This is a genomic window from Amycolatopsis sp. NBC_01488 (genome assembly GCF_036227105.1).
GTDB lineage: Bacteria > Actinomycetota > Actinomycetes > Mycobacteriales > Pseudonocardiaceae > Amycolatopsis.
In genome coordinates, this window is sequence record NZ_CP109434.1 from 410,163 (window position 1) to 433,945 (window position 23,783).

18 protein-coding genes are annotated in these 23,783 nt (G+C 72.5%); 8 read left to right on the plus strand and 10 right to left on the minus strand.

Going from position 1 to position 23,783, the window contains the following annotated elements; genetic code table 11:
• Window positions 1-11 precede the first annotated feature (11 nt).
• Window positions 12-1,295 carry an ISL3 family transposase gene (locus OG738_RS01970; protein WP_442875857.1) on the plus strand — a complete coding sequence of 428 codons (1,284 nt, stop codon included), beginning with the start codon at window positions 12-14 and terminating at the stop codon, window positions 1,293-1,295.
• A gap of 192 nt (window positions 1,296-1,487) precedes the next feature.
• On the opposite strand, the gene OG738_RS01975 is transcribed toward OG738_RS01970, so the two are convergent.
• Both OG738_RS01975 and OG738_RS01980 read right to left on the minus strand, forming a co-directional pair.
• Window positions 1,488-2,504 (minus strand): NAD(P)H-dependent glycerol-3-phosphate dehydrogenase, encoded by a 1,017-nt coding sequence (locus tag OG738_RS01975; protein WP_329050708.1) that lies wholly within the window; start codon window positions 2,502-2,504, stop codon window positions 1,488-1,490.
• A complete protein-coding gene (locus OG738_RS01980) occupies window positions 2,504-3,223 on the minus strand; it encodes a lysophospholipid acyltransferase family protein (protein WP_329050710.1) in 720 nt (239 codons plus the stop codon). The genes OG738_RS01975 and OG738_RS01980 overlap by 1 nt, the downstream gene beginning before the upstream one ends.
• Before the next feature lie 302 nt (window positions 3,224-3,525).
• Here OG738_RS01980 and cofC point away from each other — a divergent pair, with 302 nt between their 5' ends.
• Genes cofC through OG738_RS01995 form a run of 3 tightly spaced genes read left to right on the plus strand, consistent with a single transcriptional unit; the run spans window position 3,526 to window position 7,538 of the window.
• A complete protein-coding gene (cofC, locus tag OG738_RS01985) occupies window positions 3,526-4,161 on the plus strand; it encodes a 2-phospho-L-lactate guanylyltransferase (protein ID WP_329050712.1) in 636 nt (211 codons plus the stop codon).
• A 42-nt stretch (window positions 4,162-4,203) separates the two neighbouring features.
• Window positions 4,204-6,588, plus strand: a complete 2,385-nt coding sequence (locus OG738_RS01990; protein WP_329050714.1) for an RNA degradosome polyphosphate kinase — start codon at window positions 4,204-4,206, stop codon at window positions 6,586-6,588.
• On the plus strand, window positions 6,585-7,538 hold the full coding sequence (locus tag OG738_RS01995; protein WP_329050716.1) for an NUDIX hydrolase: 954 nt from the start codon (window positions 6,585-6,587) through the stop codon (window positions 7,536-7,538). The genes OG738_RS01990 and OG738_RS01995 overlap by 4 nt, the downstream gene beginning before the upstream one ends.
• Window positions 7,539-7,617: 79 nt before the next feature.
• On the opposite strand, the gene OG738_RS02000 is transcribed toward OG738_RS01995, so the two are convergent.
• From OG738_RS02000 to leuC, 4 genes are all read right to left on the minus strand, one after another.
• Window positions 7,618-10,473 carry an AfsR/SARP family transcriptional regulator gene (locus OG738_RS02000; protein ID WP_329050717.1) on the minus strand — a complete coding sequence of 952 codons (2,856 nt, stop codon included), beginning with the start codon at window positions 10,471-10,473 and terminating at the stop codon, window positions 7,618-7,620.
• A gap of 658 nt (window positions 10,474-11,131) precedes the next feature.
• Entirely contained in the window at window positions 11,132-11,818 is a 687-nt protein-coding gene (locus tag OG738_RS02005; RefSeq protein ID WP_329050719.1) for an HU family DNA-binding protein, read from the minus strand.
• A gap of 240 nt (window positions 11,819-12,058) precedes the next feature.
• Window positions 12,059-12,661, minus strand: a complete 603-nt coding sequence (leuD, locus tag OG738_RS02010; RefSeq protein ID WP_329050720.1) for a 3-isopropylmalate dehydratase small subunit — start codon at window positions 12,659-12,661, stop codon at window positions 12,059-12,061.
• 21 nt (window positions 12,662-12,682) lie between these two features.
• Window positions 12,683-14,116 (minus strand): 3-isopropylmalate dehydratase large subunit, encoded by a 1,434-nt coding sequence (gene leuC, locus OG738_RS02015; RefSeq protein WP_329050721.1) that lies wholly within the window; start codon window positions 14,114-14,116, stop codon window positions 12,683-12,685.
• 143 nt (window positions 14,117-14,259) lie between these two features.
• On the opposite strand from leuC, the gene OG738_RS02020 reads away from it, so the two are divergent.
• On the plus strand, window positions 14,260-14,961 hold the full coding sequence (locus OG738_RS02020; protein WP_051183801.1) for an IclR family transcriptional regulator: 702 nt from the start codon (window positions 14,260-14,262) through the stop codon (window positions 14,959-14,961).
• Between the two features lie 25 nt (window positions 14,962-14,986).
• On the opposite strand, the gene OG738_RS02025 is transcribed toward OG738_RS02020, so the two are convergent.
• The gene (locus OG738_RS02025) at window positions 14,987-15,301 is read right to left on the minus strand and encodes a nuclear transport factor 2 family protein (RefSeq protein WP_329050723.1); all 315 of its coding nucleotides are present in this window, start codon (window positions 15,299-15,301) and stop codon (window positions 14,987-14,989) included.
• A 100-nt stretch (window positions 15,302-15,401) separates the two neighbouring features.
• Between OG738_RS02025 and OG738_RS02030 the strand changes: the two genes are divergently transcribed.
• Both OG738_RS02030 and OG738_RS02035 read left to right on the plus strand, forming a co-directional pair.
• Window positions 15,402-15,650 (plus strand): hypothetical protein, encoded by a 249-nt coding sequence (locus tag OG738_RS02030; protein WP_329050725.1) that lies wholly within the window; start codon window positions 15,402-15,404, stop codon window positions 15,648-15,650.
• Between the two features lie 58 nt (window positions 15,651-15,708).
• A complete protein-coding gene (locus tag OG738_RS02035) occupies window positions 15,709-16,287 on the plus strand; it encodes a hypothetical protein (protein WP_329050727.1) in 579 nt (192 codons plus the stop codon).
• A gap of 88 nt (window positions 16,288-16,375) precedes the next feature.
• Here OG738_RS02035 and OG738_RS02040 read toward each other — a convergent pair whose 3' ends face one another.
• Window positions 16,376-18,439 (minus strand): glycoside hydrolase family 3 C-terminal domain-containing protein, encoded by a 2,064-nt coding sequence (locus OG738_RS02040; protein WP_329050729.1) that lies wholly within the window; start codon window positions 18,437-18,439, stop codon window positions 16,376-16,378.
• A 155-nt stretch (window positions 18,440-18,594) separates the two neighbouring features.
• Here OG738_RS02040 and OG738_RS02045 point away from each other — a divergent pair, with 155 nt between their 5' ends.
• Window positions 18,595-19,080, plus strand: a complete 486-nt coding sequence (locus OG738_RS02045; protein ID WP_329050731.1) for a hypothetical protein — start codon at window positions 18,595-18,597, stop codon at window positions 19,078-19,080.
• A 323-nt stretch (window positions 19,081-19,403) separates the two neighbouring features.
• On the opposite strand, the gene OG738_RS02050 is transcribed toward OG738_RS02045, so the two are convergent.
• Together OG738_RS02050 and OG738_RS02055 are read right to left on the minus strand one after the other, a co-directional pair.
• The gene (locus OG738_RS02050) at window positions 19,404-20,381 is read right to left on the minus strand and encodes a hypothetical protein (RefSeq protein WP_329050733.1); all 978 of its coding nucleotides are present in this window, start codon (window positions 20,379-20,381) and stop codon (window positions 19,404-19,406) included.
• The gene (locus tag OG738_RS02055; RefSeq protein ID WP_329050735.1) at window positions 20,378-23,782 is read right to left on the minus strand and encodes an SMC family ATPase; all 3,405 of its coding nucleotides are present in this window, start codon (window positions 23,780-23,782) and stop codon (window positions 20,378-20,380) included. The genes OG738_RS02050 and OG738_RS02055 overlap by 4 nt, the downstream gene beginning before the upstream one ends.
• Between the last annotated feature and the right edge of the window lies 1 nt (window position 23,783).

Below are 23,783 nucleotides of genomic sequence, written 5' to 3' on the forward strand. Positions count from 1 at the left end.
CGGAGAACGACGTGCCCGCTGTCAGGATATGGGGTCAGTTGCTGGGTGTGAACACGGCGGTCGTGGAGTCGGTCGAGTTCGACGAGACCGAGCAGGTGCTGGTGGCCGCGGTGCGAGTCCGCCAGCGGGATCGTGACCGGTGCGGGGTGTGCTCGCGGCGCTGTCCTCGTTATGACGCTGGGCGGGGCCGGCGTCGGTGGCGTGCGCTGGACCTGGGACCCGTGCAGGCGTTCGTCGAAGCTGCCGCATCCCGGGTGCGGTGTCGTGAGCACGGGGTCGTGGTCAGTGCGGTGCCCTGGGCGCGGCACGGCGCTGGGCATACCCGTGCCTTCGATGACACCGTGGCCTGGCTGGCAACCGCGACGTCGAGGTCCACGGTCCGGCAGTTGATGCGGATCGCCTGGCCGACGGTCGGGGCGATCATCGCCCGGGTCCGGGCCGATATCGACGCGAGAGTGGATCGACTGGCCGGGTTGCGCAGAATCGGGATCGATGAGATCAGCTATAAGAAGAACCACCGATATCTCACCATTGTTGTTGATCACGACACCGGCCGGCTGGTGTGGGCGGCGGCGGGCAACGATAAACTGACATTGGCGGCGTTCTTCGAGTTGCTCGGAGCCGGCCGATGCGCGCAGATCACGCACGTCTCGGCGGACGGGGCCGCCTGGATCGCCCGGACTGTCGAACAGTACTGCCCAGACGCGATCCGCTGTGCCGATCCGTTTCACGTGGTCAAGTGGGCCGCCGACGCCCTGGACCAGGTCCGGCGCCAGGTATGGAACACCGCACGCCGCCAACCTGGCGGCAGCCACAAAGACCGGCGCGGCCGCACCGCATCGGCCGGTGCCGCGCAAGGCATGAAACGCGCGCGATGGGCGTTGTGGAAGAACCCGGAGAACCTCACCGATCATCAACGTCACAAATTGGCCTGGATCGCCAAGACCGACCCCCGGCTCTATCGGGCCTACCTTCTCAAAGAAGGACTCCGGCACGTCTTCGCCGTCGCCGGCCAGGCCGGAAAAGACGTCCTGCAACGGTGGCTGTCCTGGGCGGCACGCTGCCGGATACCCGAGTTCGTGAAGCTCGCCCGCACTATCCGGTCCGAGCTACCGGCGATCCACGCGAGTCTCGATCACGGCCTGTCCAACGCGCTGATCGAATCGACCAACACCAAGATCCGGTTGCTGACCCGCCTGGCCTTCGGATTCAAACACCCGGACGCCCTGATCTCACTCGCCCTGCTCGCACTCGGCGGCTACCGTCCCAAACTACCCGGCCGGACCCACGCATAGATCAACAGAGCCAGAGAAGAAAGGGGGGTCGACTGGGCCGGGGCGGGGTTCACCGACAACAGCGACACGCGCACATGACGGCGCAGAGGCCGTGGCGGCCCCGCAGCTCAGTCATCTCGCACGCGAACATGGCGCTCAGCGTTCCAGCGGCACGCGGCCCGGTCAAGCCGCTCCCAGCATCCGGGCGGTCGGTCAGGACCACTCGTGCTTCTGCGAGCGGCCCAGCAGCTCGGCCCCGGCCTGCCGCGGGTCGACACCCTCGTGGCACACGCGGTGCATCGCGTCGGTGATCGGCATGTCGACACCGAGGCTGATGGCCAGCGCCCGGATCGACGAGCACGACATGACGCCCTCGGCGACCTGCCCGCCGGCCGCCGCCTGCGCCTGTTCGAGCGTCTCGCCGCGGCCGAGGCGCTCGCCGAACGTCCGGTTGCGCGAAAGCGGCGACGAGCACGTCGCGACCAGGTCGCCGACGCCGGCGAGCCCGGCGAACGTCAGCGGGTCGGCGCCCAGCTTCGCGCCGAGGCGGGCCATCTCGGCCAAGCCGCGGGTGATGAGCGTCGCCATCGTGTTGGTGCCGAGGCCGAGGCCCGCGGCCATCCCGGTGCTGAGCGCGATGACGTTCTTGCAGGCGCCGCCGAGCTCGCAGCCGACGACGTCGGTGTTCGTGTAGGGGCGGAAGTAGGAGTTGGCGCAAGCGCGCTGGATCGCGACGGCGCGTTCGTGATCGGCGCACGCGAGCACCGACGCGGACGGCTGCCCGGCGGCGATCTCCTTGGCCAGGTTCGGCCCGGTGACGACGACGACGTCGCCGGCGTCGATCCCGACGATCTCCCCGATGACCTCGCTCATCCGCTTGAGCGTGCCGAGCTCGACGCCCTTGGCGAGGCTGACGAGGATCGCCTCGGGCGGCAGCAGGCCGCGCCACGACGTCAGGTTCGCGCGCAGGCTCTGGCTGGGCACGGCCAGGACGACGGCCTGGGCGCCTTCGAGGGCCTTCGCCGGGTCGCTGGTGGCGGTGATGTTCCCGGGCAGTTCGATCCCGGGGAGGTAGGCGCTGTTGACGTGCCGCTCGCGGACGTCGTCGGCGACCACTTCGCGGCGCGCCCACATGGTGACGTCGCGGCCGGCGTCGCCGAGCACCTTCGCGAAGGCGGTGCCCCACGAGCCGGCCCCGAGCACGGTGACCCGCTGGACGTCGGCGCGCATCAGGCCGGGTCCCCCGGCTTCGCCGACGGCGGTTCTTCGTGCCGGATCTCGCCGAGCAGGCGGGTGACCTCGTCCATCATCACCTTCGTGACCTCCCGCAGCTTCGACGCGCTGCGGACGCTGCCTTCGCGGTAGGCCGACAGGTCGATCGGGTCGCCCACGCGGTGGGTGATGGTCTTGCGCGGGAACGGCGTGAACTTCTTGGTGTAGCCGTTGAAGAGCTGGCTGGTCCCCCACCGGGCGATGGGGATGACGGGCACGTCGTTCTGGATCGCGAGCCGTGCGGCGCCGGTGAAGGACTCCTTCGGCCAGCCGGCCGGGTCCTTGGTGATGGTGCCTTCGGGGTAGATCACGACGATCTTGCCCTCCTGCAGGGCCTGGTGCGCGGCCTTGAGACTGTCCCCGGCGGCGGCCGACCCACGCGAGACGGGGATCTGCCCGGAGCCGACGAAGACCTTCCCGAAGATCGGCGTCCGGGTGAGGCTCTCTTTCCCGAGGAAGCGCGGCACGCGCTTCGCCCGGTGCACGAACACGGCGTCGACGACCGGATCGAGGTGCGAGATGTGGTTCAGCACGAGCAGCGCGGGCCCCTGCCGCGGAATCTTCTCGTCCCCGACGTAGACCCGCCGCGCGATACCGGTGAGCGGGTAGAACACAGCGGCGGCCAACCCCACCCAGAAGCCGCCCTTCTCACGCCGGGCCACGATCTCCTCCTCCACGTCAGCTCCCCAGATCCTGCCGCGCCGGGGTGAGACCAGTCCAGGGAGGGTGCCTTCGACGGCGATCGGCGGCGCTTCCCGGGGGTGAGGGACCGGTCGGATGAGGCGGGCATCGGCTGGAGCTGGGAGCGGGCTTTCCAGGGAGCCGGGCGAACTTCGCTGCGAACTCCGGGCGGCTTCCGCTGGGAACTCCGGCGGCCCCCGAAGCCCTCCCACCCGGACTTGTCCACAACCCCCGTCGCCTGTGGACAACCCCCACCTCCGGCCGACGCAAGACCGCCGGTTCGGGTAAAGATGGACACGTGGACGTGGATCTGGTCGTGCCGATGAAACACCCCCGCGACGGCAAGTCGCGGCTGCGTGGGGCCGTCGAGGCCGCGCGGCACCCCGGGCTCGTCCTCGCCCTCGCCGCCGACACCCTCGCCGCCGTGACGTCGAGTGCCCACGTCCGGCGGGTGCTGCTCGTCGCCGCCGATCCGGAGGCCGTCGGCGAACTCGCCCAGCTCGGGGTCGAGATCGTCCTCGAACCCGCCGAGAAGACCCTCAACGCCGCCTTCCGGCACGGTGCGGACCTCCTGCGAAAAGACGATCCGCACTCCGTCGTCGGGGCGCTCCAGGCCGACCTGCCGGCCCTGCGCGCCGGCGACCTCGCCGACGCCTTCGCCGAAGCGGCCGGCAGGAGGGCCTTCGTGGCCGACCGGCAGGGCACCGGCACCACCCTCCTGCTGGCGGCCCCCGGCGCCCCCCTCGACCCGCGCTTCGGGCCGGGTTCGGCGCGGCAGCACGCCGCCTCCGGGGCCGTGCCGCTCGGGAAACCGCTCCCGAGCCTGCGCAGCGACGTCGACACCCCGGAGGACCTCGCCCACGTTCGCGGCCTGGGTGTCGGGAAACACACCGCCGCCCGCCTCGGCGAACCCCGCGCGGAGCTGTTCACCTGACCTTCACCGCGGCCTGCGCAATTCCGCCTGACGTAGTGAAGAATGGGAGCCGTGAGCACAGAAGACGGCGGTACGCCCGCAGCGCGAAGGCGCCGGAACCCGGCGAACGGATCTTCGGAGACGGCGAAGAAGGCGACTCCGCGGGCGAGCACCACGGCCAAGAAGGTGCCGTCGAAATCCACCGCGCGCGACACCGCGGCCCGTGCCACCGCCGGCAAGGCGAGAACCCGCAAGACCACCTCCCCCGCGGCCACCCCGGCGACGACGCGCCGGCGCAGCTCCGCGCAGGGCAACGCGCGTGGCGCCGAGGAGTTCCGCGCCGTCCCGTCGGCGCCGCCCGCGGTCACCGCCACCGCGCCGACCGCCGCCGAGACGCTGCCGGACGACCGCTACTTCAACCGCGAGCTCTCCTGGCAGGACTTCAACGCCCGCGTGCTCGCGCTGGCCGAGGACGAGTCGCAGCCGCTGCTCGAGCGGACGAAGTTCCTCGCGATCTTCGCGTCCAATCTGGACGAGTTCTACATGGTCCGCGTCGCCGGCCTGAAGCGCCGCGACGAGACCGGCCTGCTGGTGCGCAGCGCGGACGGGCTCACCCCGCGCGAGCAGCTCGACTACATCGCCAAGCGCAACCAGGACCTGGTCGAGCGGCAGACCGGCGCGTTCGAGAAGCACCTGCGCCCGCAGCTGGCCGAGCACGACATCCACATCGTCGGCTGGGCCGACCTGACCGGCGCCGACCAGCTCCGGCTGTCCAGCTACTTCTCCGAGCAGATCTTCCCGGTCCTGACGCCGCTGGCCGTCGACCCGGCGCACCCGTTCCCGTACATTTCGGGCCTTTCGCTCAACCTCGCGGTCACGGTCCGCGACCCGGAGGGCGGCACCGAGCGCTTCGCCCGCGTCAAGGTGCCGAGCAACGTCCCGCGCCTGATGCGCGTCGAGCCCGAGCGCGCCAGCCGGATGGCGACGTTCCTGCCCCTCGAAGAGCTGATCGCCGCGCACCTCGGCGAGCTGTTCACCGGGATGGACGTCACCGAGCACCACGTCTTCCGCGTCACCCGCAACGCCGACTTCGAGGTCGACGAAGACCGTGACGAAGACCTCCTGCAGGCCCTCGAGCGCGAGCTGGCGCAACGCCGCTTCGGCCCCCCGGTGCGCCTCGAGGTCGCGCAGGACATGAGCGAGCACATGCTCGAGCTGCTGCTGCGCGAGCTGGACGTCGACCCGGCCGACGTCGTCGAGGTGCCCGGCCTGCTCGACCTGACCTGCCTGCACCAGCTGTCCGGAGTGGACCGCAAGGAGCTGAAGGACCGCCCGTTCGTGCCGGCGACGCACCCGGCGTTCGGCGAGCGCGAGACGCCGAAGAGCGTCTTCGCGACGCTGCGCGAGGGCGACGTCCTCGTGCACCACCCGTACGACTCGTTCTCCACGAGCGTGCAGCGCTTCATCGAGCAGGCGGCGGCCGACTCGAAGGTCCTCGCGATCAAGCAGACGCTCTACCGGACGTCCGGTGACTCCCCGATCGTCGACGCGCTGATCGACGCGGCCGAGGCGGGCAAGCAGGTCGTCGCGCTGGTGGAGATCAAGGCGCGGTTCGACGAGCAGGCCAACATCACCTGGGCGCGGACCCTGGAACGTGCGGGCGTGCACGTCGTGTACGGGCTGGTCGGGCTGAAGACGCACTGCAAGGTGTCGATGATCGTGCGCCAGGAGGGCTCGACCATCCGCCGCTACTGCCACATCGGCACCGGCAACTACAACCCGAAGACCGCGCGGCTCTACGAGGACATCGGCCTGTTCACCGCCGACCCGAGCATCGGCGCGGACATCACGGACCTGTTCAACGTCCTCACCGGCTACTCGCGGCAGGACACCTACCGGACGATCCTGACGTCGCCGCACGGCATCCGCCGCGGCATCGTGCGCGCGATCGGCGAGGAGATCGAGCTGGCGCGGGCCGGGCAGCAGGCCGGGATCCGGATCAAGTGCAACTCGCTGGTCGACGAGCAGGTCATCGACGCGCTCTACCACGCGTCGCAGGCCGGGGTGCCGGTCGAGATCGTGGTGCGCGGGATCTGCACGCTGAAGCCCGGCGTCGAAGGGCTGTCGGAGAACATCCACGTGCGGTCGATCCTCGGCCGCTTCCTGGAGCACTCGCGGATCTTCAACTTCCGCGCCGGCGGCACGCACTGGATCGGCAGCGCGGACATGATGCACCGCAACCTCGACCGGCGGATCGAGGCGCTGGTGCGCGTCAAGGACCCGAAGCTGACCGCGCAGCTCGACAACATCTTCGACTCGGCGCTCGACCCGGCGACGCGGTGCTGGGTGCTGACCGCGAGCGGCGAGTGGTCGCCGTTCCCGGCCGACGGCTCACGTGTGCGCGACCACCAGCTGGAGCTGGCGAAGCTGCACGGGGCCGCCGGATGACCCAGGAGGTACGGGCCGCCGGAGCCGTGCTGTGGCGCGTCGACGGCAACGCGACCGAGGTCGCCCTGGTGCACCGCCCGCGGTACGACGACTGGTCGTTGCCGAAGGGAAAGCTCGATCCCGGCGAGACGATCGCCGAGGCCGCCGTGCGGGAAGTGCGGGAGGAGACCGGGTTCGACGCGGTCCTGGGCCGGTACCTGGCCCGGACGTCCTACCCGGTGCCCTCGCGCAACGGGTCCGGCTCGGTGTCGAAGACGGTCGACTACTTCAGCGCCGAAGCCGTGTCCGGCGAGTTCGCCGCGAACGACGAAGTCGACGAACTGCGCTGGCTCCGCCCGACGGCGGCGGAAAAGCTGCTGACCCGGCCGGAAGACGTCCGGGTGCTGCGTGCGTTCTGCGCGGTGCCGGTCGGCCTGACGACGCTGGTGCTGGTGCGGCACGCGAAGGCGGGCAAGCGGGACGACTGGAACGGCGACGACGACCTCCGGCCGCTGTCGGACGCGGGCCAGCGGCAGGCGTCGGCGTTGCGGCGGGTGCTGGGCCTGTTCGGGCCGGACCGGGTGCTGTCGGCGCCGCGGCTGCGGTGCGTGCAGACGGTGCAGGGCGTCGCCGAGGACCTCGGGAGCGAGGTGCGGCACGAGCCGCTGCTGTCGGAAGAGGGCTACTGGCCGGACCCGGTGCTGGGCGTCGCGCGCCTGCTGGCCATCGCCGGCGACGGCGGGACGCCCGTGCTGTGCAGCCAGGGCGGCGTGATCCCGGACCTGGTCACCGCACTGGCCGACCGCGACGGCGTCGAGCTCGCGGCCGCGCGCGGCGGCGTGGTGCCGAGCAAGAAGGGCTCGTTCTGGGTCCTGTCGTTCCGCGCGCCCACGGCCGAAGCGGGCCCGGTGCTGCTGGCGGCCGACTACTACCCGAGCGCCCTGCCGACGCCGTCGCCCAGCCACCGCTGAGCTTCCGCCCGGCGTCGCGACAGAGCGATGACAGTCGATCTTGGTGTACTGGTTCCGGGTCCCGCTGGGCTGCGCCGGGCTAGGGGTACGGCGCATCCCGCGAGGGGGACTCGGCTGCCGGCACCGTCGCCAGCAGGGCCTGGATCTCCGGGGTGCGGGGGTCGCCGAGGCGCTGGCAGACGCTCAGCGCCTCGGCCCAATGCCTTCGCGCCTCCTCGCCGCGCCCGGTGCGCAGGGTGAGGCGGCCGAGGGTGATCCGGACGTCGATGGTGCCGTAGTCGGCGTTCAGCTCCTTCAGCTCGGCGAGCGCTTCCAGGCCTGCCTTCTCCGCTTCGTCCTGGCGCCCGGCGCCTTCGAGCGCTTCGGCGACGTTTCCCAGCGCCAGTGCCGCGTGGTAGCGGTCGCCCAGGTCGGCGAAGGCTTCGTGCGCGGACTGGGCCGCTTCGGCGGCGTTGTCGTAGTTGCGCAGCCCGATGCGGCTCGCGCTGACGTTGAGCAGGGCGTGCGGGACGAACGTCCGCTGGCCGTGGTCGCGTGCGAGACGAACCGCCTGGAGGGCGTAGCGCTCGGCTTCGGCGTACTCGGCCCGGACGTAGTACGCGCCGGCGAGGTTGGACAGGATCGCCACGGCCAGCGCGGTGCCGTTGCCGCTCTCGGACGCCGCGCGCGCCTCCTCCAGGGCCTCGAGGGCCTTGTCCGGCTGCAGGGTGCGCAGGTAGGCCGAGCCGAGGTTGTTGGCGCTGTACTGCAGGCCGGTGTTGTCGCCCGCGTCGCGGGTCGCGGTGACGGCCGTGCGGGCGGTCGTGATCCAGTCGTCGCGGTCGTGGCGTTCGGCGAAGAACCCGCGCAGCAGCCAGGCGAGTTTCCAGGCGTGGGCGGTGAAGCCGTTGTCGGCGGCGACGCCGACGAGCGCGGTGAGGGCCGCGCGTTCGCTCGTGTACCAGGCGATCGTCTGCTCGTGCTGGGTGAACCGGACGGCGGGCAGCGGCGCGGGGTCGAGCGTGATGTCGTCGGTGACGAGGTCGGGGCGGACGAGCTTGGTCGCTTCGGCGACGCTCGCGAGGTACCAGTCGAGGAGCCGGCGGCGCGCGGCCGCGCGTTCGGCCGCCGTCGTCTCGGTTTCGACGAGCTCGGCGGCGTAGACGCGCAGCAGGTCGTGGAACTGGTAGCGGTCGGTGCCGGGCTGGTTGAGCAGGTGCGCGGCGGCGAGCTGGTCGGCGAGCTCGCGGGCCTCACGCAGGTCCGCCCCGGCGAGCGCGGCGGCCGAGGACAGGCTGAAGCCGTGGCCGGGGTGCAGGCCGAGCAGCCGGAAGAGGCGCGCGGCGGCCGGCCGCAACGCCTTGTACGACCACGAGAACGTCGCGCGCAGGTCGGTGCCGGCGTCCTGCGGGTCGCGCAGGGTGTCGAGGCGCAGCCGCTGGTCTCGCAGCTCTTCGACGATCCCCGCGAGCGAGACGCCGGAAAACCGCGACGCGCGTTCCCCGGCCAGCGCGAGCGCGAGGGGGAGCCGGCCGCAGAGCTGGACGAGCTCGGCGACGGCGGCGGGTTCGGCGGCCAGGCGCTGCGGTCCGACGCTGCCGGCGAGCAGCGCGGTGGCGTCCTGGTCGTCGAAGGAGCGCAAGGCGATCCGGCGGGCGCCGTCGCGCGCGACGAGGCCGCGCAGCTGGTTGCGGCTGGTCACGACGACGAGGTTGCCCGACCCCGGCAGGAGCGGGCGGACCTGGTCGGCGTCGCGGGCGTTGTCGAGCAGCATGAGCGTGCGGCTGCCGGCCAGCCTGCTGCGCAGGAGCGCCGAGCGTTCCTCCACTGTGGAAGGCAGTGTTTCGGCGGGCTCGCCGAGGGCGCGGAGGAAGCCGGCCAGTGCGGCGTCCGGGGTGACGGGCGTGCCGGCGGAGTGGCCGCGCAGGTCGAGGAACAGCTGGCCGCCGGGGAAGCGGTCGCGGACGCGGTGCGACCAGTGCACCGCCAGCGACGTCTTCCCGACACCGGCGGTGCCTTCGATGACGACGATGCCGGACGCGCCGCCGGGCGGGAGGCGGTCGAGCTCGGCCAGCTCGGGGCCGCGGCCGGTGAACCCGGCGACGTCGAAGGGCAGCTGCCGCGGCACGGGGTGACCGGTGGGTTCGGCGTCGGCGGCGAGCAGCTCGGCGTGCAGGCGGCGCAGGTCCTCCCCCGGCTCGACGCCCAGCTCGTCGGCCAGCAGCGCGCGAAGCCCGGCGTAGCGGGCCAGCGCTTCGGCACGGCGGCCGGAGCGGGCCAGGACGCGCACCAGCCGTTCCCACAACGATTCCCGCAGCGGGTGCTGGGCGACGAGGTCGGTGAGCTCGGCGACGAGCCGGGCATCGGGGACCAGCCCGGCGTCGAGGTCGATGCGCTGCTCCACGGCGAAGAGGTACCGCTCGGTCAGCAGCGGTCCCCATTCCGCGGCCAGTGCGGGGGAACCGACCCCTTCGAGGGGCGCGCCGCCCCACGCGGCGAGCGCGGCGGTGAGCAGGCTCCGGCGACGCGTGGGTTCCGTCGTGGCGGCGGCCTGGTCGAGGGTGCGGAGGAAGCGCAGGGCGTCCACCCGGGACGGGTCGACGACCAGCCGGTACCCGTCCGGTTCGGTGACGACGGTTTCTTCGCCGCACAGCCGCCGCAGCCGCATCACGTAGGTCTGCAGGCTGCCACGGATGTGCGCGGGCGGCTCTTCACCCCAGACCCCGCGCGCGAGCGCGTCGATCGACACCAGGCGGCCCGCGGACAAGGCCAGCGTCGCCAGCAGCGCGCGCTGCCGGGAACTGGTCAGCACGACCGGCACACCGCCGACGAGCGCTTGGAACGGGCCGAGCAGCCGGATGTCGATGGTGGTCGCCCCCAGGTTGACGCGCCGCCGGGCACCGCCGGACGCGGACCCCGAGGAACGCAGCGTGGCATCACTCGGCCGGGCGCTCAAGCAACTTTGCGAAATTGGGCGGAACCGGTCCCGGGCGGTTCGGGTGCTCCGAGCGGGTGGTGCACGGGTCCCGTTCGGACGGCCGATCTTGGCAGCGGGTAACGCGGACGGGCTTGGCCGGCAAGGTCACGTTTCTCGCGCCGTCGGTCCATGTACTCGTACGGTCGGTTGGCGTGCCCGCAGAGTCGGTTCACGTACCTGGAGGGTCGGTTGTTGCCTGGAGTCGGTTGGCGTGGCTGCACGTCGGTTCGCGAGTCGGCCCTCCGGGCGCACGAGCCGACTTCCCGGGCACGCAAGCCGACCTCCGAGTGCGCGCCCGAGCTTGTAGGTACAACAGCCGACTCCCTAGGTACACGAGCCGACTCCATCGGCACGCGAGCCAACTCCCTCGGCACGCAAGCCGACTCCCTAGGTACATGAGCCGACTCCCTGGGCACGCGAGCCGACTCCTAGGCACGCGGGCCGGCTCCCTGGGCACGCGAGCCGACTTCCCGGGCACGTGGGCTGCGATCGCTTCTCCGACACCGGGTCCGGAAACGCGGCAGGCCCCGCGCATGTCTGCGCGGGGCCTGCCCGGAAGTCCTACGCCCAGCGGGGGTAACCCCCTGGGGGATCCCCGGATTTCACGTTACCGCAGGGGTCCGACAGTTTCGGACGGTCAGCTGTTCTTCGCCGCCGAGGTGCGCCTGGCGGGTGCCTTCCGGGCCGTCGTCGGCTTCGCGGCCGTCGTGGACTTCGCGGCCGTTGTCTTGGCAGCAGTCGTCTTGGCCGCCGTCGTCCTGGCAGCAGGCGTCTTCGCCGCCGTCGACTTGGCCGCGGTCGACTTCGCCGCCGTCGTCTTCGGGGCGGCCTTCGCCCGCGTCGTGGCCGGCTTCGCGGCGGTCGTCTTGGCCGTTGTCGCGCGCGTCGTCGTGGCCGGCTTGGCCGCCGTTGCGCGGGTGCGGGTCGTCGTCGCGCGGGCGGTGGCCGGCTTGGCCGCGGCCGCGCGGGGCGCCGTCGCCCGGGTTGTCGTGGATGCGCGGGTGCCGGCCGTGGCGCGCTTGACCGGCGTGGCCTTGGCCAGCTTCTTCGCGCCGGAGATGACGTCCTTGAAGGTGGTTCCCGCGCGGAAGGCGGGCACGTTGGTCTTCTTGACCCGCACGGCTTCACCGGTCCGCGGGTTCCGGGCGGTCCGTGCCGCGCGAGCGCGCTTCTCGAACACCCCGAAGCCGGTGATGTTGACCTTTTCGCCCTTGTTGACGGTCCGGATGATGATGTCGACCAGACCGTCGACCGCCTCGGAAGCGGCCTTCTTGTCGCCCAGACGCTCCGACAGCGCCTCGATCAGCTGCGCCTTGTTGGCCATTCCAGTCCTCCAAGAAGGAAGTACTCGTCCACGGCCACGTCGGGCCGACTAGCGACACGGTATTACCAAGGCAGCACAAATTCCAGACGGGACGCGGAATCCTTCCCTTGCCGGGGGACGGGTTCCGCCTCGCGAAGCGCCCCTGGAAAGGGCCGCCGGAGGTCCGCCCGGTGTCGTGTCGGAGCCGGCCGGGAACGGCGGGATCCCTTGGGGAGCAAGGAATCCCGCCCCGAAGCCGAGCTAGCCGGCGGCGACCGGGGTCGTCGTCGGCTTCCAGGACGGGCGGGACGCCTCGAAGCCGTCGATCTCACCGGCATGGCGCAACGTGAGAGCGATGTCGTCGAGGCCTTCGAGCAGCCGCCAGCGGACGTAGTCGTCGATCTGGAAGGGCGCGGTGAAGTCCTTGGCCCGCACGGTCTTGGTCTCGAGGTCCACCGTGACCTCGGTGCCGGGCTCGTTTTCGAGCAGCTTCCAGAGCAGCTCGACGTCGTGCTGCTCGCACTGCGCGGCCACCAGGCCGCCCTTGCCGGAGTTGCCGCGGAAGATGTCGGCGAACCGGGCGGAGATGACGACCCGGAAGCCGTAGTCCATCAGCGCCCACACGGCGTGCTCGCGGGACGAGCCGGTGCCGAAGTCCGGGCCCGCGACCAGCACGCTGCCCCGGGAGAACGGCTCGGTGTTGAGGATGAAGTCCTGGTCACCGCGCCAGGCGGCGAACAGGCCGTCCTCGAAGCCGGTGCGGGTCACCCGCTTGAGGTAGACGGCCGGGATGATCTGGTCGGTGTCCACGTTGGACCGGCGCAGCGGGACGCCGATGCCGGTGTGCTGGGTGAACGGTTCCATGACGGTAGCTCCCTCGGGTGGTCAGCGGGCGGCGGTCAGCAGGTCTTCCGGCGACGACAGCGTGCCCCGCACGGCCGTCGCGGCGGCGACCAGCGGCGACACGAGGTGCGTCCGGCCGCCCTTGCCCTGCCGGCCCTCGAAGTTGCGGTTCGACGTCGACGCGCTGCGCTCGCCCGGTTTCAGCTGGTCCGGGTTCATGCCCAGGCACATCGAGCAGCCGGCCTGGCGCCACTCCGCGCCGGCCGCGGTGAAGACCTCGTCGAGGCCCTCCTCCTCGGCCGCCTTGCGGACGCGCATCGAGCCGGGAACCACCAGCATCCGGACCGAGTCCGCCACTTTCCGACCGCGCAGCACCTCGGCCGCGGCCCGCAGGTCCTCGATCCGGCCGTTGGTGCAGGAGCCGAGGAAGACGGTGTCCACCGAGATCTCCCGCAGCGGCGTCCCGGGCTTCAAGTCCATATAGGACAGGGCCTTTTCAGCGGCGATGCGGTCGTTCTCGTCCGGGATCTGCTCCGGGTCGGGCACGTCGGCACCCAGCGGGAGACCCTGGCCGGGGTTGGTGCCCCAGGTCACGAACGGCGTCAGCTCGCCCGCGTCCAGGTGCACCTCGGCGTCGAACTCGGCACCGTCGTCGGTGCGCAGTTCCTTCCACGCTGCGACGGCCGCGTCCCAGTCGGCGCCGGCCGGCGCGTGCGGACGGCCCTTCAGGTACGCGAACGTCGTCTCGTCCGGCGCGATCATCCCGGCGCGCGCGCCGGCCTCGATCGACATGTTGCAGACGGTCATCCGGGCCTCCATCGACAGGGCCTCGATGGCCTTGCCGCGGTACTCCAGGATGTAGCCCTGCCCGCCGCCGGTGCCGATCTTGGCGATCACCGCGAGGATGACGTCCTTCGCCGTGACGCCGGGACGCAGCTCGCCGTCGACCGTGATCGCCATCGTCTTGAACGGGCGCAGCGGCAGCGTCTGGGTCGCCAGCACGTGCTCGACCTCGGACGTGCCGATGCCGAAGGCGATGGCGCCGAACGCGCCGTGCGTGGAGGTGTGGCTGTCGCCGCAGACCACGGTCATCCCGGGCTGGGTCAGGCCGAGCTGCGGGCCGATGACGTGCACGATGCCCTGCTCGGCGTCCCCCATCGGGTGCAGCCGGACGCCGAACTCCTTGCAGTTGCGGCGAAGGGTGTCGACCTGGGTGCGCGAGACCGGATCGGCGATCGGGAGGTCGATGTCGACGGTCGGGACGTTGTGGTCCTCGGTCGCGATGGTCAGGTCGGGGCGGCGCACCGGCCGCCCGGCCAGCCGGAGGCCGTCGAAGGCCTGCGGGCTGGTCACTTCGTGCAGCAGGTGGAGGTCGATGTAGAGCAGGTCCGGTTCGGCGCCTTCCCCTCGGCGCACGAGGTGGCTTTCCCACACCTTCTCCGCCAGTGTGCGGGCCTTGCCGGTCGGGCTGGTCATCTCCGGCTCCTTCCACGGTTCGACGTCGGAACTCGGGCGCGCACCGCGGGGGCGAATGCGAGCCGCGAAGGAGGGGCGCAGCTCGAGTTCAGGGTTTTCCCAGATGCTGGACTTCCCAAACTGCGGGACGCTAGTATCGGGTCGTGGGACAGCATAGCGGTATCGGAGTACTGGACAAAGCGGTGGCCGTCCTGCAGGCGGTCGCGGACGACCCCTGCGGCCTCGCGGAACTGTGCACCCGGACGGGCCTGCCCCGGGCCACCGCGCACCGGCTCGCGGTCGGCCTCGAGGTGCACCGGCTGCTGCGCCGCGGTCCGGACGGCCGCTGGCGCCCCGGTACGGCACTGGCCGAACTGGCCGGCGGTTCGACGGACCCGCTGCTCGACGCGGCGGGCGTGGTGCTGCCGAAGCTGCGGGACGTCACGGGCGAAAGCGTGCAGCTCTACCGCCGCGACGGCGTCCAGCGCGTGTGCGTGGCGACGGCGGAACCGCCGAGCGGCCTGCGCGACACGGTCCCGGTGGGCTCGCGGCTGCCGATGACGGCCGGCTCGGGCGCCAAGGTGCTGGCCGCGTGGGCGGACCCGCACACGCAGCGCACGATCCTGGCGGACGCGGTCTTCGGCGAGCGGACGCTGCTGGAAGTGCGCCGCCGCGGCTGGGCGCAGAGCGTCGCCGAGCGCGAGCCGGGCGTGGCGAGCATCTCCGCGCCGGTCCGCGATTCGGCGGGCACGGTCGTGGCCGCGGTGTCGGTGTCCGGCCCGATCGAGCGCATCGGCCGCAAGCCGGGCGCCCGCTGGGCGGCGGACCTGCTCGCGGCGGCGGATGCGTTGCAGGAACGGCTGTAACTCCCGCCCCAGGAGTCACATCGTGTCAGGCCTGGCCCGTTTCGAAGCGCGCCACCTTGCCGTCGCGAACGGTGAACGCCCACCGCGTCCGCATCGCGCCCCACGTCGAGTTCGAGTAGCTCGCGACGAACTTCCTCCCCTCGTCCTCCGCGGTCTCGACCTCGAGGTGGCCCTGGCTGGAGAAGATCTCCTTCTCGGTCCACTCGGCGAGGTCGCGGTCCGTGCCGTCGTCGGACATCGTCGCGTCCGCGGTGAGCGCGGCCCGGAACGCTGTGCGGTCGCCCGCGTTCAGCGCGTCGACGAACGCGCGCACCGCCGGGTCGCCGATCGAATCCGTCATGGGGTCATCGTGCACCGTTCGGGGGAACCTCGCGAAATCCGCGTATTCGGTGACGGCGGTCACGTCTCCTTCAGGAGAGCACCACGGAGGGGGAACGACCATGCTGAACAGAAGGGCACTGGCGATGTTGCGGGCCGTCGGCGCGGGGCGGGCCGAACTGACCTGCAGCTGCGAACCGGACCTGCGGGTCGACGGGCTGGCGTGCTGCGACCAGGCGACGGCGCACGAGCTGGCGCGGGCCGGGCTGATCCGGCCCGCGCTCGGGCCGGTGCCGGCCGTCGGGCAGTGGACGCGGGCGGAGCTGACCGACGACGGCAGGCTCGCGCTGGGCGGGACGCTCGCGGCCTGAAGCAACCGCCGGGCCCCCTCGCGCGTGTACCGGCAAAGCGTCACCGCGAGGGGAAGCCATGAAGATCGTCCCGGGACTGCTCGGGGCCGGCCTGCTGCTGGCCGCGTGCTCGACACCGCCGCCGGCCGCGCCGCCGACCGTGACCGTGACGGCCCCGGCCACGCTCTCCCCGGCGCCGTCGGTCGACCCCGCGACGCTCGACTGGCTGGACGGCTTCTGCGCCGCCATCCACGGCTACCGGAAGCGCACCAACGACGAGGCGGCGCCGGGGAGGTCCACGCCGAACTCGGTCGCGGAAGCGCAGAAGGCGCTCAGCGAGGAGCTGGGCGGCATCGCGGACCGCACGGGCGAGGTCGTCGACCGGCTGACGGCGCTCCCACCCGCCCCGGTGCCGCTGGCCGAGACGGTCCGGAAGGCGTTCGTCACGAAGTTCACGACGGCCCGCGACCGCGCTCGCGACGCGAAGACGACGCTGGACCGCGCGAAGCCGGACGACGTGGCATCGCAGGACCCGGCGTGGCAGGCGCTGACGCAGGCCCAGCAGGACGTCGACGGCACGTACGACCCGATCGCCCCGCTGGTGGAGTCCCGGGAACTGGTCGCCGCGGCGGCCGTCGCCCCCGGCTGCAAGGCCTGACCGACGCTGGTCGTGAGTGTGAAACGGTGTGCTAACCCTGTTTCCCCCTCACGACGACCTGCACCGAGGCCACCCCGCGGTGCCGGGCTCAGCGGCGCGTGAGGGGCGCCTGCAGCGGCAGCGACCGTGACGAGTCGCCCACCTGCACGGTGAACCCGCCCTTCACCGGCCGCCAGGCGTCGCGGCCGGTGTCCCACACCGAAAAGTCGCGCGCGGTCAGCTTGATCGTCACCCGCTGGGCCTGCCCCGGGGACAGGTCCACCCGCGAGAACCCCTTCAGCTGCTTCGGCGGTTCGCCCGCGGCGGCCGGGAAGCCCAGGTACAGCTGCGCCACCTCGGCGCCCGCCCGCTTGCCCGTGTTCCGGACCGTGAACGTCGCCGTCGCGCCGTCGCCCGTGTTGTGCACGGTCAGCCCGGAGAACGCGAACGTCGTGTACGACAGGCCGTAGCCGAACGGGAACAGCGGCGTCTTGTTCTCCGCGTCGAACCAGCGGTAGCCGACCTTCAGCCCTTCCGAGTACGTCGCGACGCCGTTGACGCCCGGGAACTGCGCGGGCGTGTTCGCCGGGGTGTCCGCGTCCGCCGCGGGGAACGTGATCGGCAGCTTCGCCGAGGGGTTGACGTCGCCGAACAGCACGCCCGCCACCGCGGCGCCGTCCTGCTGGCCCGGGTACCACGCCTGCAGGATCGCGGGCACCGACGACGCCCACGGCATCAGCACCGGGCCGCCGCTCTTCACCACGACCACGGTGTGCGGGTTCGCCGCCGCGACGGCCGCCACGAGCGCGTCCTGGTTCCCGTCCAGGGCCAGGCTCGGCCGGTCCTTGCCCTCGGTCTCGTTGTCGCCGACCATCACGACGCTGACGTCCGCGGTCCGCGCCAGCGCGGCCGCCTGCGCCGGGTCGCTGCCGTCGTCGAGGGTCACCGTGGCGCCGGGAACGCGAGCCTGGAGCCCGGCCAGCGGGTCCACTGTGGACGTCGGGATGACGGCGGAGCTGCCGCCACCGCCGGTCTTGGCCTTGGTGGCGAACGGCCCGATCAGCGCGATCGACCGCACCGCGCGGTCGTCGAGCGGCAGCTGGGCGTGCTCGTCGCGCAGCAGCACCATGCCGCGTTCGGCGAACTGCTTCGCGGCGGCGTCGTGCTCCGCGGTCGGCAGCGGGGTCAGCGTCGGCGGGTGGTCGAACTGCCCGAACGCGAACATCGTGCGGAACCGCGGCAGCAGCAGCTGGTCGACGCGCTGCTCGCTCACCTGCCCGGCGAGCACGGCCTGCTTCAGCTTGTCGCCGTACCAGGTGCCGTCGATCATCTCGAGGTTCATGCCCGCGTTCGCCGACCCGACGGTGCTGTGGGCGGCGCCCCAGTCGGACTGGACGAACCCCTTGAACCCCCAGTCGTCGCGCAGCTTGCCCTGCAGCAGCGCCGGGTTCTCGCACGTGAACACGCCGTTGATCTTCGGGTAGGCGCACATCACCGAGCCCGCGTGGCCTTCGGTGACGGCCTGCTCGAAGTGCGGCAGGTAGATCTCGTTGAGGGTGCGCTCGTCGATGTGCTCGTCGATGCTCTGGCGCTGGGTCTCCTGGTTGTTCGCCGCGTAGTGCTTGACCTCGGCGATGGTGCCGTTCTCCTGGATGCCGCGGATGTCGGCGGCGCCCATGGTCCCGGCGAGCACCGGGTCCTCGCCCATGCCTTCGAACGTCCGGCCGTTGCGCGGGACGCGGGCGATGTTGATGTCCGGCCCTTCGGACACGTTGTGCGCGAGCGCGCGGGTTTCGTCGCCGACCAGGCGGCCGTACTGCCGCGCGAGGCCGGTGTCGAACGTCGAGGCCAGCGCCATCGTGGCGGGGAGCGCGGTCGCCGGCTTCTGCGGCTTGTCGTCGGCGGGGCCCATGCCGGCCGGGCCGTTGGCGATCCGGAAGCCGGGCACGCCCAGCCGCGGGATCGGCGGCACGAACCGCTGGTGCTCGGCGTCGGGCTGCAGGTGCAGCTGGGAAATCTTCTCGTCGAGGGTCATCGCGGCGACGAGCTCCGCGGCGCGGCGGTCGGGCGACTGGTGGGCGTCGCGCCAGGGTTGGGCGTCCGCGGCGGCGGTCAGGGGTGCCGCGAGCGACAGTCCCAGTACCGCGGCGAGGACCAGCCGGCCGTTGCGCATCGCAGTCTCCCTTGCCTCCGAATGGGAGCAACAAACTAACTCATACGTGACCAAGAAACATAGACTCGATTGTCATTCACGTACTTGAACACCGAGGGGGCTCAACCGTTTCCCCGGCTCACGCGTGGAGGGAGTACGCAGGAGAGGGGACGGACATGCTCAAGAAAACCCTGATCGGACTAACGGCCGCCGCGGCGGCGACCCTGACGGTGGCGGTCCCGGCCGAGGCCGCCGAAGTCAGCTGGGGACTGACCCAGCAGGTCGAGCCGGGCGGCCGGGTCGACGCGGAGACGCACGCGGCCATCGGCGGCTGCACCCCGGCCACCCCGGTGACGTCGAAGGGCTTCGCGGCACCGCTGCCGTGGACCGAGGGCGGCAACTGGGGCCGCGCGGGTGGCCACACGACGGCGATCAAGACGCCGGGCAAGTACACCGCGTCGTTCACGTGCACGGACGGCCGCAAGGCGACCGGCTCGTTCACGATCCTGGGCACGCCGCCGCCATCCTCGACGGCCAAGCCGCCGACGTCCACTCCGGCACCGAAACCGACGACGACGTCGAAGACGGCCAAGCCGGCGAAGCCGCAGGTCGCGGTGAAGCCGGCGGGCGCACCCCAGACGGGCGACGGCTCGCTGAGCTGACACTCCACAAAGGACACCTCGGGCCGCGCGGACCCCAGTCCGCCGGCTCGGGGCCGCCCACCCCCAGAGGGCGGATGCCGGCCCGGCGAGCACTGCACGCCGGGCCGGTCTCAGCGGCGGCCAGGGAGCCGGTGGGGCGGCCGCACCCGGACAGCTCGCTGCGTCGGGACCGGTCTCGGCGGCGGGGAGCCGAGTTGTCCACACCGTTCGGCAGTTGTGGACGAACGGCTCCCCCGAGCGCGGCAACCGCCCCGGTCGTCGGTGGGCGCCGATAGACTGGCCAAGGGGACGCCCCCCAGGGAAGGGCGGGGGGCGCGCCGGTCTCAGCGGGCCGCGGCCAGGCGCAGTGCCCGGTACACGAACTGCTGGTCTCCCAGCCGGTGCCGCAGGTCGCGTTCCAGGCCCGCGATCGGGTACAGGTTCTGTGGTGCCCGCGAGTCCTTGTACTCCACCGAAGCGAACCGCCCCAACACCGACTGCGTCAGGTTCGCCAGCTCCGCCACTTCCTCGCGGCCGAGGTGCGGTGCCGCCTCCACGCGCACGACGCCCGACCACGGCGGGCCGCCGGCCGACGGCAGGCGCAGGTACCACGAGTGGCGGACCCACGTCGTGCCCATCAGGAACACCGGTGTGCGCTGGTGCGGGTCCAGCCTGCCGACCATTGCGTTGAGCTCGCCCGGCAGGTACGTCGTCTGGTGGCTCTTGATGAACCCGACCGCCCGCGGCAGGTGCGTGCGGCCGCTCAGCGGGCCGTCGACCACGAGCAGGTCGCTGCCGACGTGCCCGGCGATCGCCCGGCGTGCCTCGGTGGACGTGTCCAGCTCCGCCTCGGCCAGCTGCTCCTGCAACGCCGAGGACAGCACCACCGCGAGGGGCCTGTCCTCCTTGGCCGTGGCGCGGAACGCCCGGTAGACCCCCGCCGGGGTCAGGATGTCGCCGGCGTCCGAGGCCACCGTGAAGACCCCGCGCCGGACGTCGGTCGCGACGACGTGCGCGCGTCCGTCGCAGCAGCACACCACCCCGGCCGCGTAGGACGCGCAGAGCCCGATGGACGCCGAATTCGTTCCCGCCGCGTCGTCGATCCACACGCGGGCGTCGATCCGGCGGACGCCGTCGACGAACAACACCGCGTCGGGCGCCGAAACCGGCGAGGGGTCGATCGGCGCCCATTCCGCCGCGGGCACCTCGACGTCCAGCTCGACCTCGGCGCCCGACCGCGCCAGCTCCTCGGCCTCCATCGAGCTGCCGTAGCCCGGGTCCCACGAGTCGACGCTGAAGTTCATCCCGGCCACGGCCGTCATGCGCCCTCCCTGGTGATGTGCGAACCGGTGCCGTCGCGGGTGACCTGGAACCGCACCGGCACGCGCTCGGCGAGCGCCGGCACGTGCGTGATCACGCCGACCATCCGGGAGCCGGTGGCCGACAGGTTCTCCAATGTGGACGCCACGACGTCGAGGGTGGCCTCGTCGAGGGTGCCGAAGCCCTCGTCGAGGAAGATCGACTCGAGCTTGGTCGCGCCGTCCGCGGCCATGGCCCCGAGCTGCGAAGACAGCGCCAGGGCCAGCGAAAGCGACGCCTGGAACGTCTCCCCGCCGGACAGCGTCTTCACCGGGCGGCGGGCGTCGGCCTCGTTGTGGTCCACCACCAGGAAGTCGCCCTTGTCGTGGGTCAGCTCGAACTGGCCGCCGGACAGCTCGAGCAGCGACGCGGACGCCTCGGCGACGAGCGTGTCGAGCGCCCCGGCGATCAGCCAGCGCGGGAACTTGTCCGACCGCAGGAGATCCGCCAGCAGCCGCGCCACCTGCGCTTCGGACTCCGCGGCCGCGATGTCGCCCTGCAGGCCCGCCACGCGCGCCACGCGCCGCTTCATCTCCGTGTGGTCGCCCTCGGCCCGCGCCCGCGCGGCGGCGACGGCCACCGGGACGCGGTCGCGCACCTCGCCGGTTTCGTCCAGCGAGATCCCGAGCGCCGTGACGTCCTCGACGACGGCACGTTCGGCCACTCGCAGCCCTTCGGCGGTGTCGCGCTCGGCGGTGGTGGCGGCGGTCAGCCGGTCGCGGTGCCGGTTCGCCTGCCCGGCCGCCCAGTCCGTGAGCGCGGTCCAGCCGTCGAGGAGGCTTTCGCCGTCGATCGGCGGGGCACCGAGGCCGACCAGCGGGTCGCGGGCCCGGGACAGCCGCTGCCGTTCGGCGTCGACCTGGTCCGCGATGCGTGCCTGGGCTTCCGCGGCCTGTTTCGCGGCCGCGCGGGCGGTCCGCAGGTCCGCGTCGGCCGCCTTCGCGGCTTTCTCGAGTTCGGCGACCTTCGAGAGCTGCTCGACGACCACTTCGGCGGCGGGCGCGGCGGCGAGCGTTCCGGCCAGTTCGCCGTGACGGCGCCGCGTGGTCGCCAGCGCGGTGCTCGCCGCCTGCTCGACCAGCGCCGCCTCTTCCGCCCGCTTCCGCCGCTGTTCGGCGTTCCCTTCGGCGGTCTTGAGGTCCTCCGCCGCGACGACGGCTTCCTTGCCCGCGGCCTCGGCGGCGGATTCGAGCGCGGCCAGCGCCGTCCGCCGGTCCTCGAGCGTGGCCGCCGCCCACGCGGTCAGCCGCTGCCAGCCGGCCGGGACGTCGTCGCCGCCGATCGCCGGCGCGCCCAGCTCCACCAGGGGATCCCGGGCCGCCCGCAACGCCTCCCGCGCTGCCGCGAAGGACTTTTCGACGGCGTCGGCGTCGTTCTGCGCCGCCGCGCGTTCGGTGCGAGCCGCGGCGAGTTCCGCGTCCGCGGCGCGCGCGGCCTCGGCGACGCGTGCGCGGCCGTCGATCGTCGCCGACAGCCATTCACCGCGTTCGCGCACGGCCGCGACGAGATCGGCGTAGTCCTGCTCGGAAAAACCGGCCTCGACCGGCCGTCGCAGCACCGGCGACTCCGGCGGCCCGTCGACGTCGGCCAGCACCACGCGCAGTTCGTCCGCCTGCGCGGCCGCGGACACGGCCGAGTCGGAGTCGCGGTCGACGGCCCGTTCCAGCTTGCGCACGCCCGCTTCGGCCGCCGCGCGCTCGCGTTCGGCGCGCTCGACGCGCTCGCGGGCCTCGGCCAGGTGGGCGTGCCCGCCGGTGTCCGGCAGCGTCGTGACTTCCTGCTCGCACACCGGGCACTCGTGCCCGACGGCGAGCCCGGCCCGCAGCACCAGGGCCTGCCCGGTGCGTTCGGCCTCGGACAGCGCGGACTTCGCCGCGGCGAGCTCGGCGTCGGCGCTCGCGAAGGAAGCCCGCGCGGTCTCCAGGTCCTTCCGGCGAGCGGCCCGCTCGGGCGCCGAGTTCCGTTGCGTCTCGCACAACGCGTAGAGCGTGCGGGCGTCGGACCGGGCCGACGCCAGCGGAGCGACGTCCGGCTGTGCGCCCAGCGCCTTGCGCGCCGCGGAGTCGGCGGCCTCGGCCGCACGCAGGCGCGCGTCGGCCTCGGCAGTGCGTTTCGCCACGCGAGCCGAATCCGCCGACAGGTCCCCGAGATCCGCGGGCGGCCGTAGCCCGGCGAGCCGGTCGCGGTCCTGCCGGGCCCGCGCGGCTTCGGCGGCGGCGTCCTCGGCGGAGCGGGCCGTGGTGTCCCTGTTCTTCCGCGCGGCGTCGACGACGGACACCGCTTCGGCCACCGCGGAGCCGGCGGCGTCTTTGGCCTGCGACGCCGCATTCGCGGCCTCTTCCAGGCGCGGAAGGGCCGTCTCGGCCTCCGCGAGTTCCGTGCGGGCGGCCTGGATCCGTTCCAGTTCACCGCGGTCGGGGGCGGACGCGAGCGCGGCACGAGCCGCTTCGTCCGCCGTCTCGGCCGTCTCGAGCCCGGCTCGTGCCGTCCTGGCCGCTTCGCCCGCGGTGCGGCGCCGGGTTTCGAGGTCTTCGACGCCGTCCGGGATTTCCAGCGCGTCGAGGACGCCCAGCTCCCGCGTCAGCGTCGCGACGAGCTGCCGCGCTTCGTCGTGCGCGCGGGTGGCGGCGGACAGTCCCGGCAGTGCCGCGGTGACGCGGGAGTCCAGGTCCGCCAGCGCCGCCATCCGCGCGGCCAGTTCTTCGACGGCTTCCTCGGTCGCGTCGGCATAGCTGCCGAGCTGTTCGGCGAGGACGGCGGCCCGCTGCTTCTGCTGCTCCGCGGTCACCCCGGCGCGGCGGCCGATCCGCTCGTAGACCTCCAGGCCCAGCAGCTTGATGAGGATCTTCTGCCGGTCGGCGGCCTTGGCGTGCAGGAACTCCGCGAAGTCGCCCTGGGGCAGCGCGACGCAGGTGCAGAAGTGCTTGAACGTCAACCCGAGCAGCCGTTCGACGGCCGGGGTGACCTCGGAGTCCGCGGCGACCGGGTCGGCGTCGTCCTCCGCGCCGCCGAGCGCGGTGGGGTCGGCGAGCCGTTCCAGGCGGGCGTTCTTGACGCTGACCGTGGGTTTCTTCCCGCCGCTGCGCCGCACTTCGCGCACGACGTGGTAGCGCGCGCCGCCGGCGTCGAACACCAGCCGCACGGTCGCGCGGTTCGCCGTCGGGGCGAGCGCGGGCGCGACGAGCCCTTCGTGGTCCCAGCGCGCGACCGAGCCGTAGAGGGCGAAGGTGAGCGCGTCGATCACCGTGCTCTTGCCGGCCCCGGTCGGCCCGACGAGCGCGAAGTAGTCCGTGTCTTCGAAGCTGACTTCGGTCTTGTCGCGGAACGACGCGAAGCCGGTCATCTCCAGCAGCACAGGCCGCATG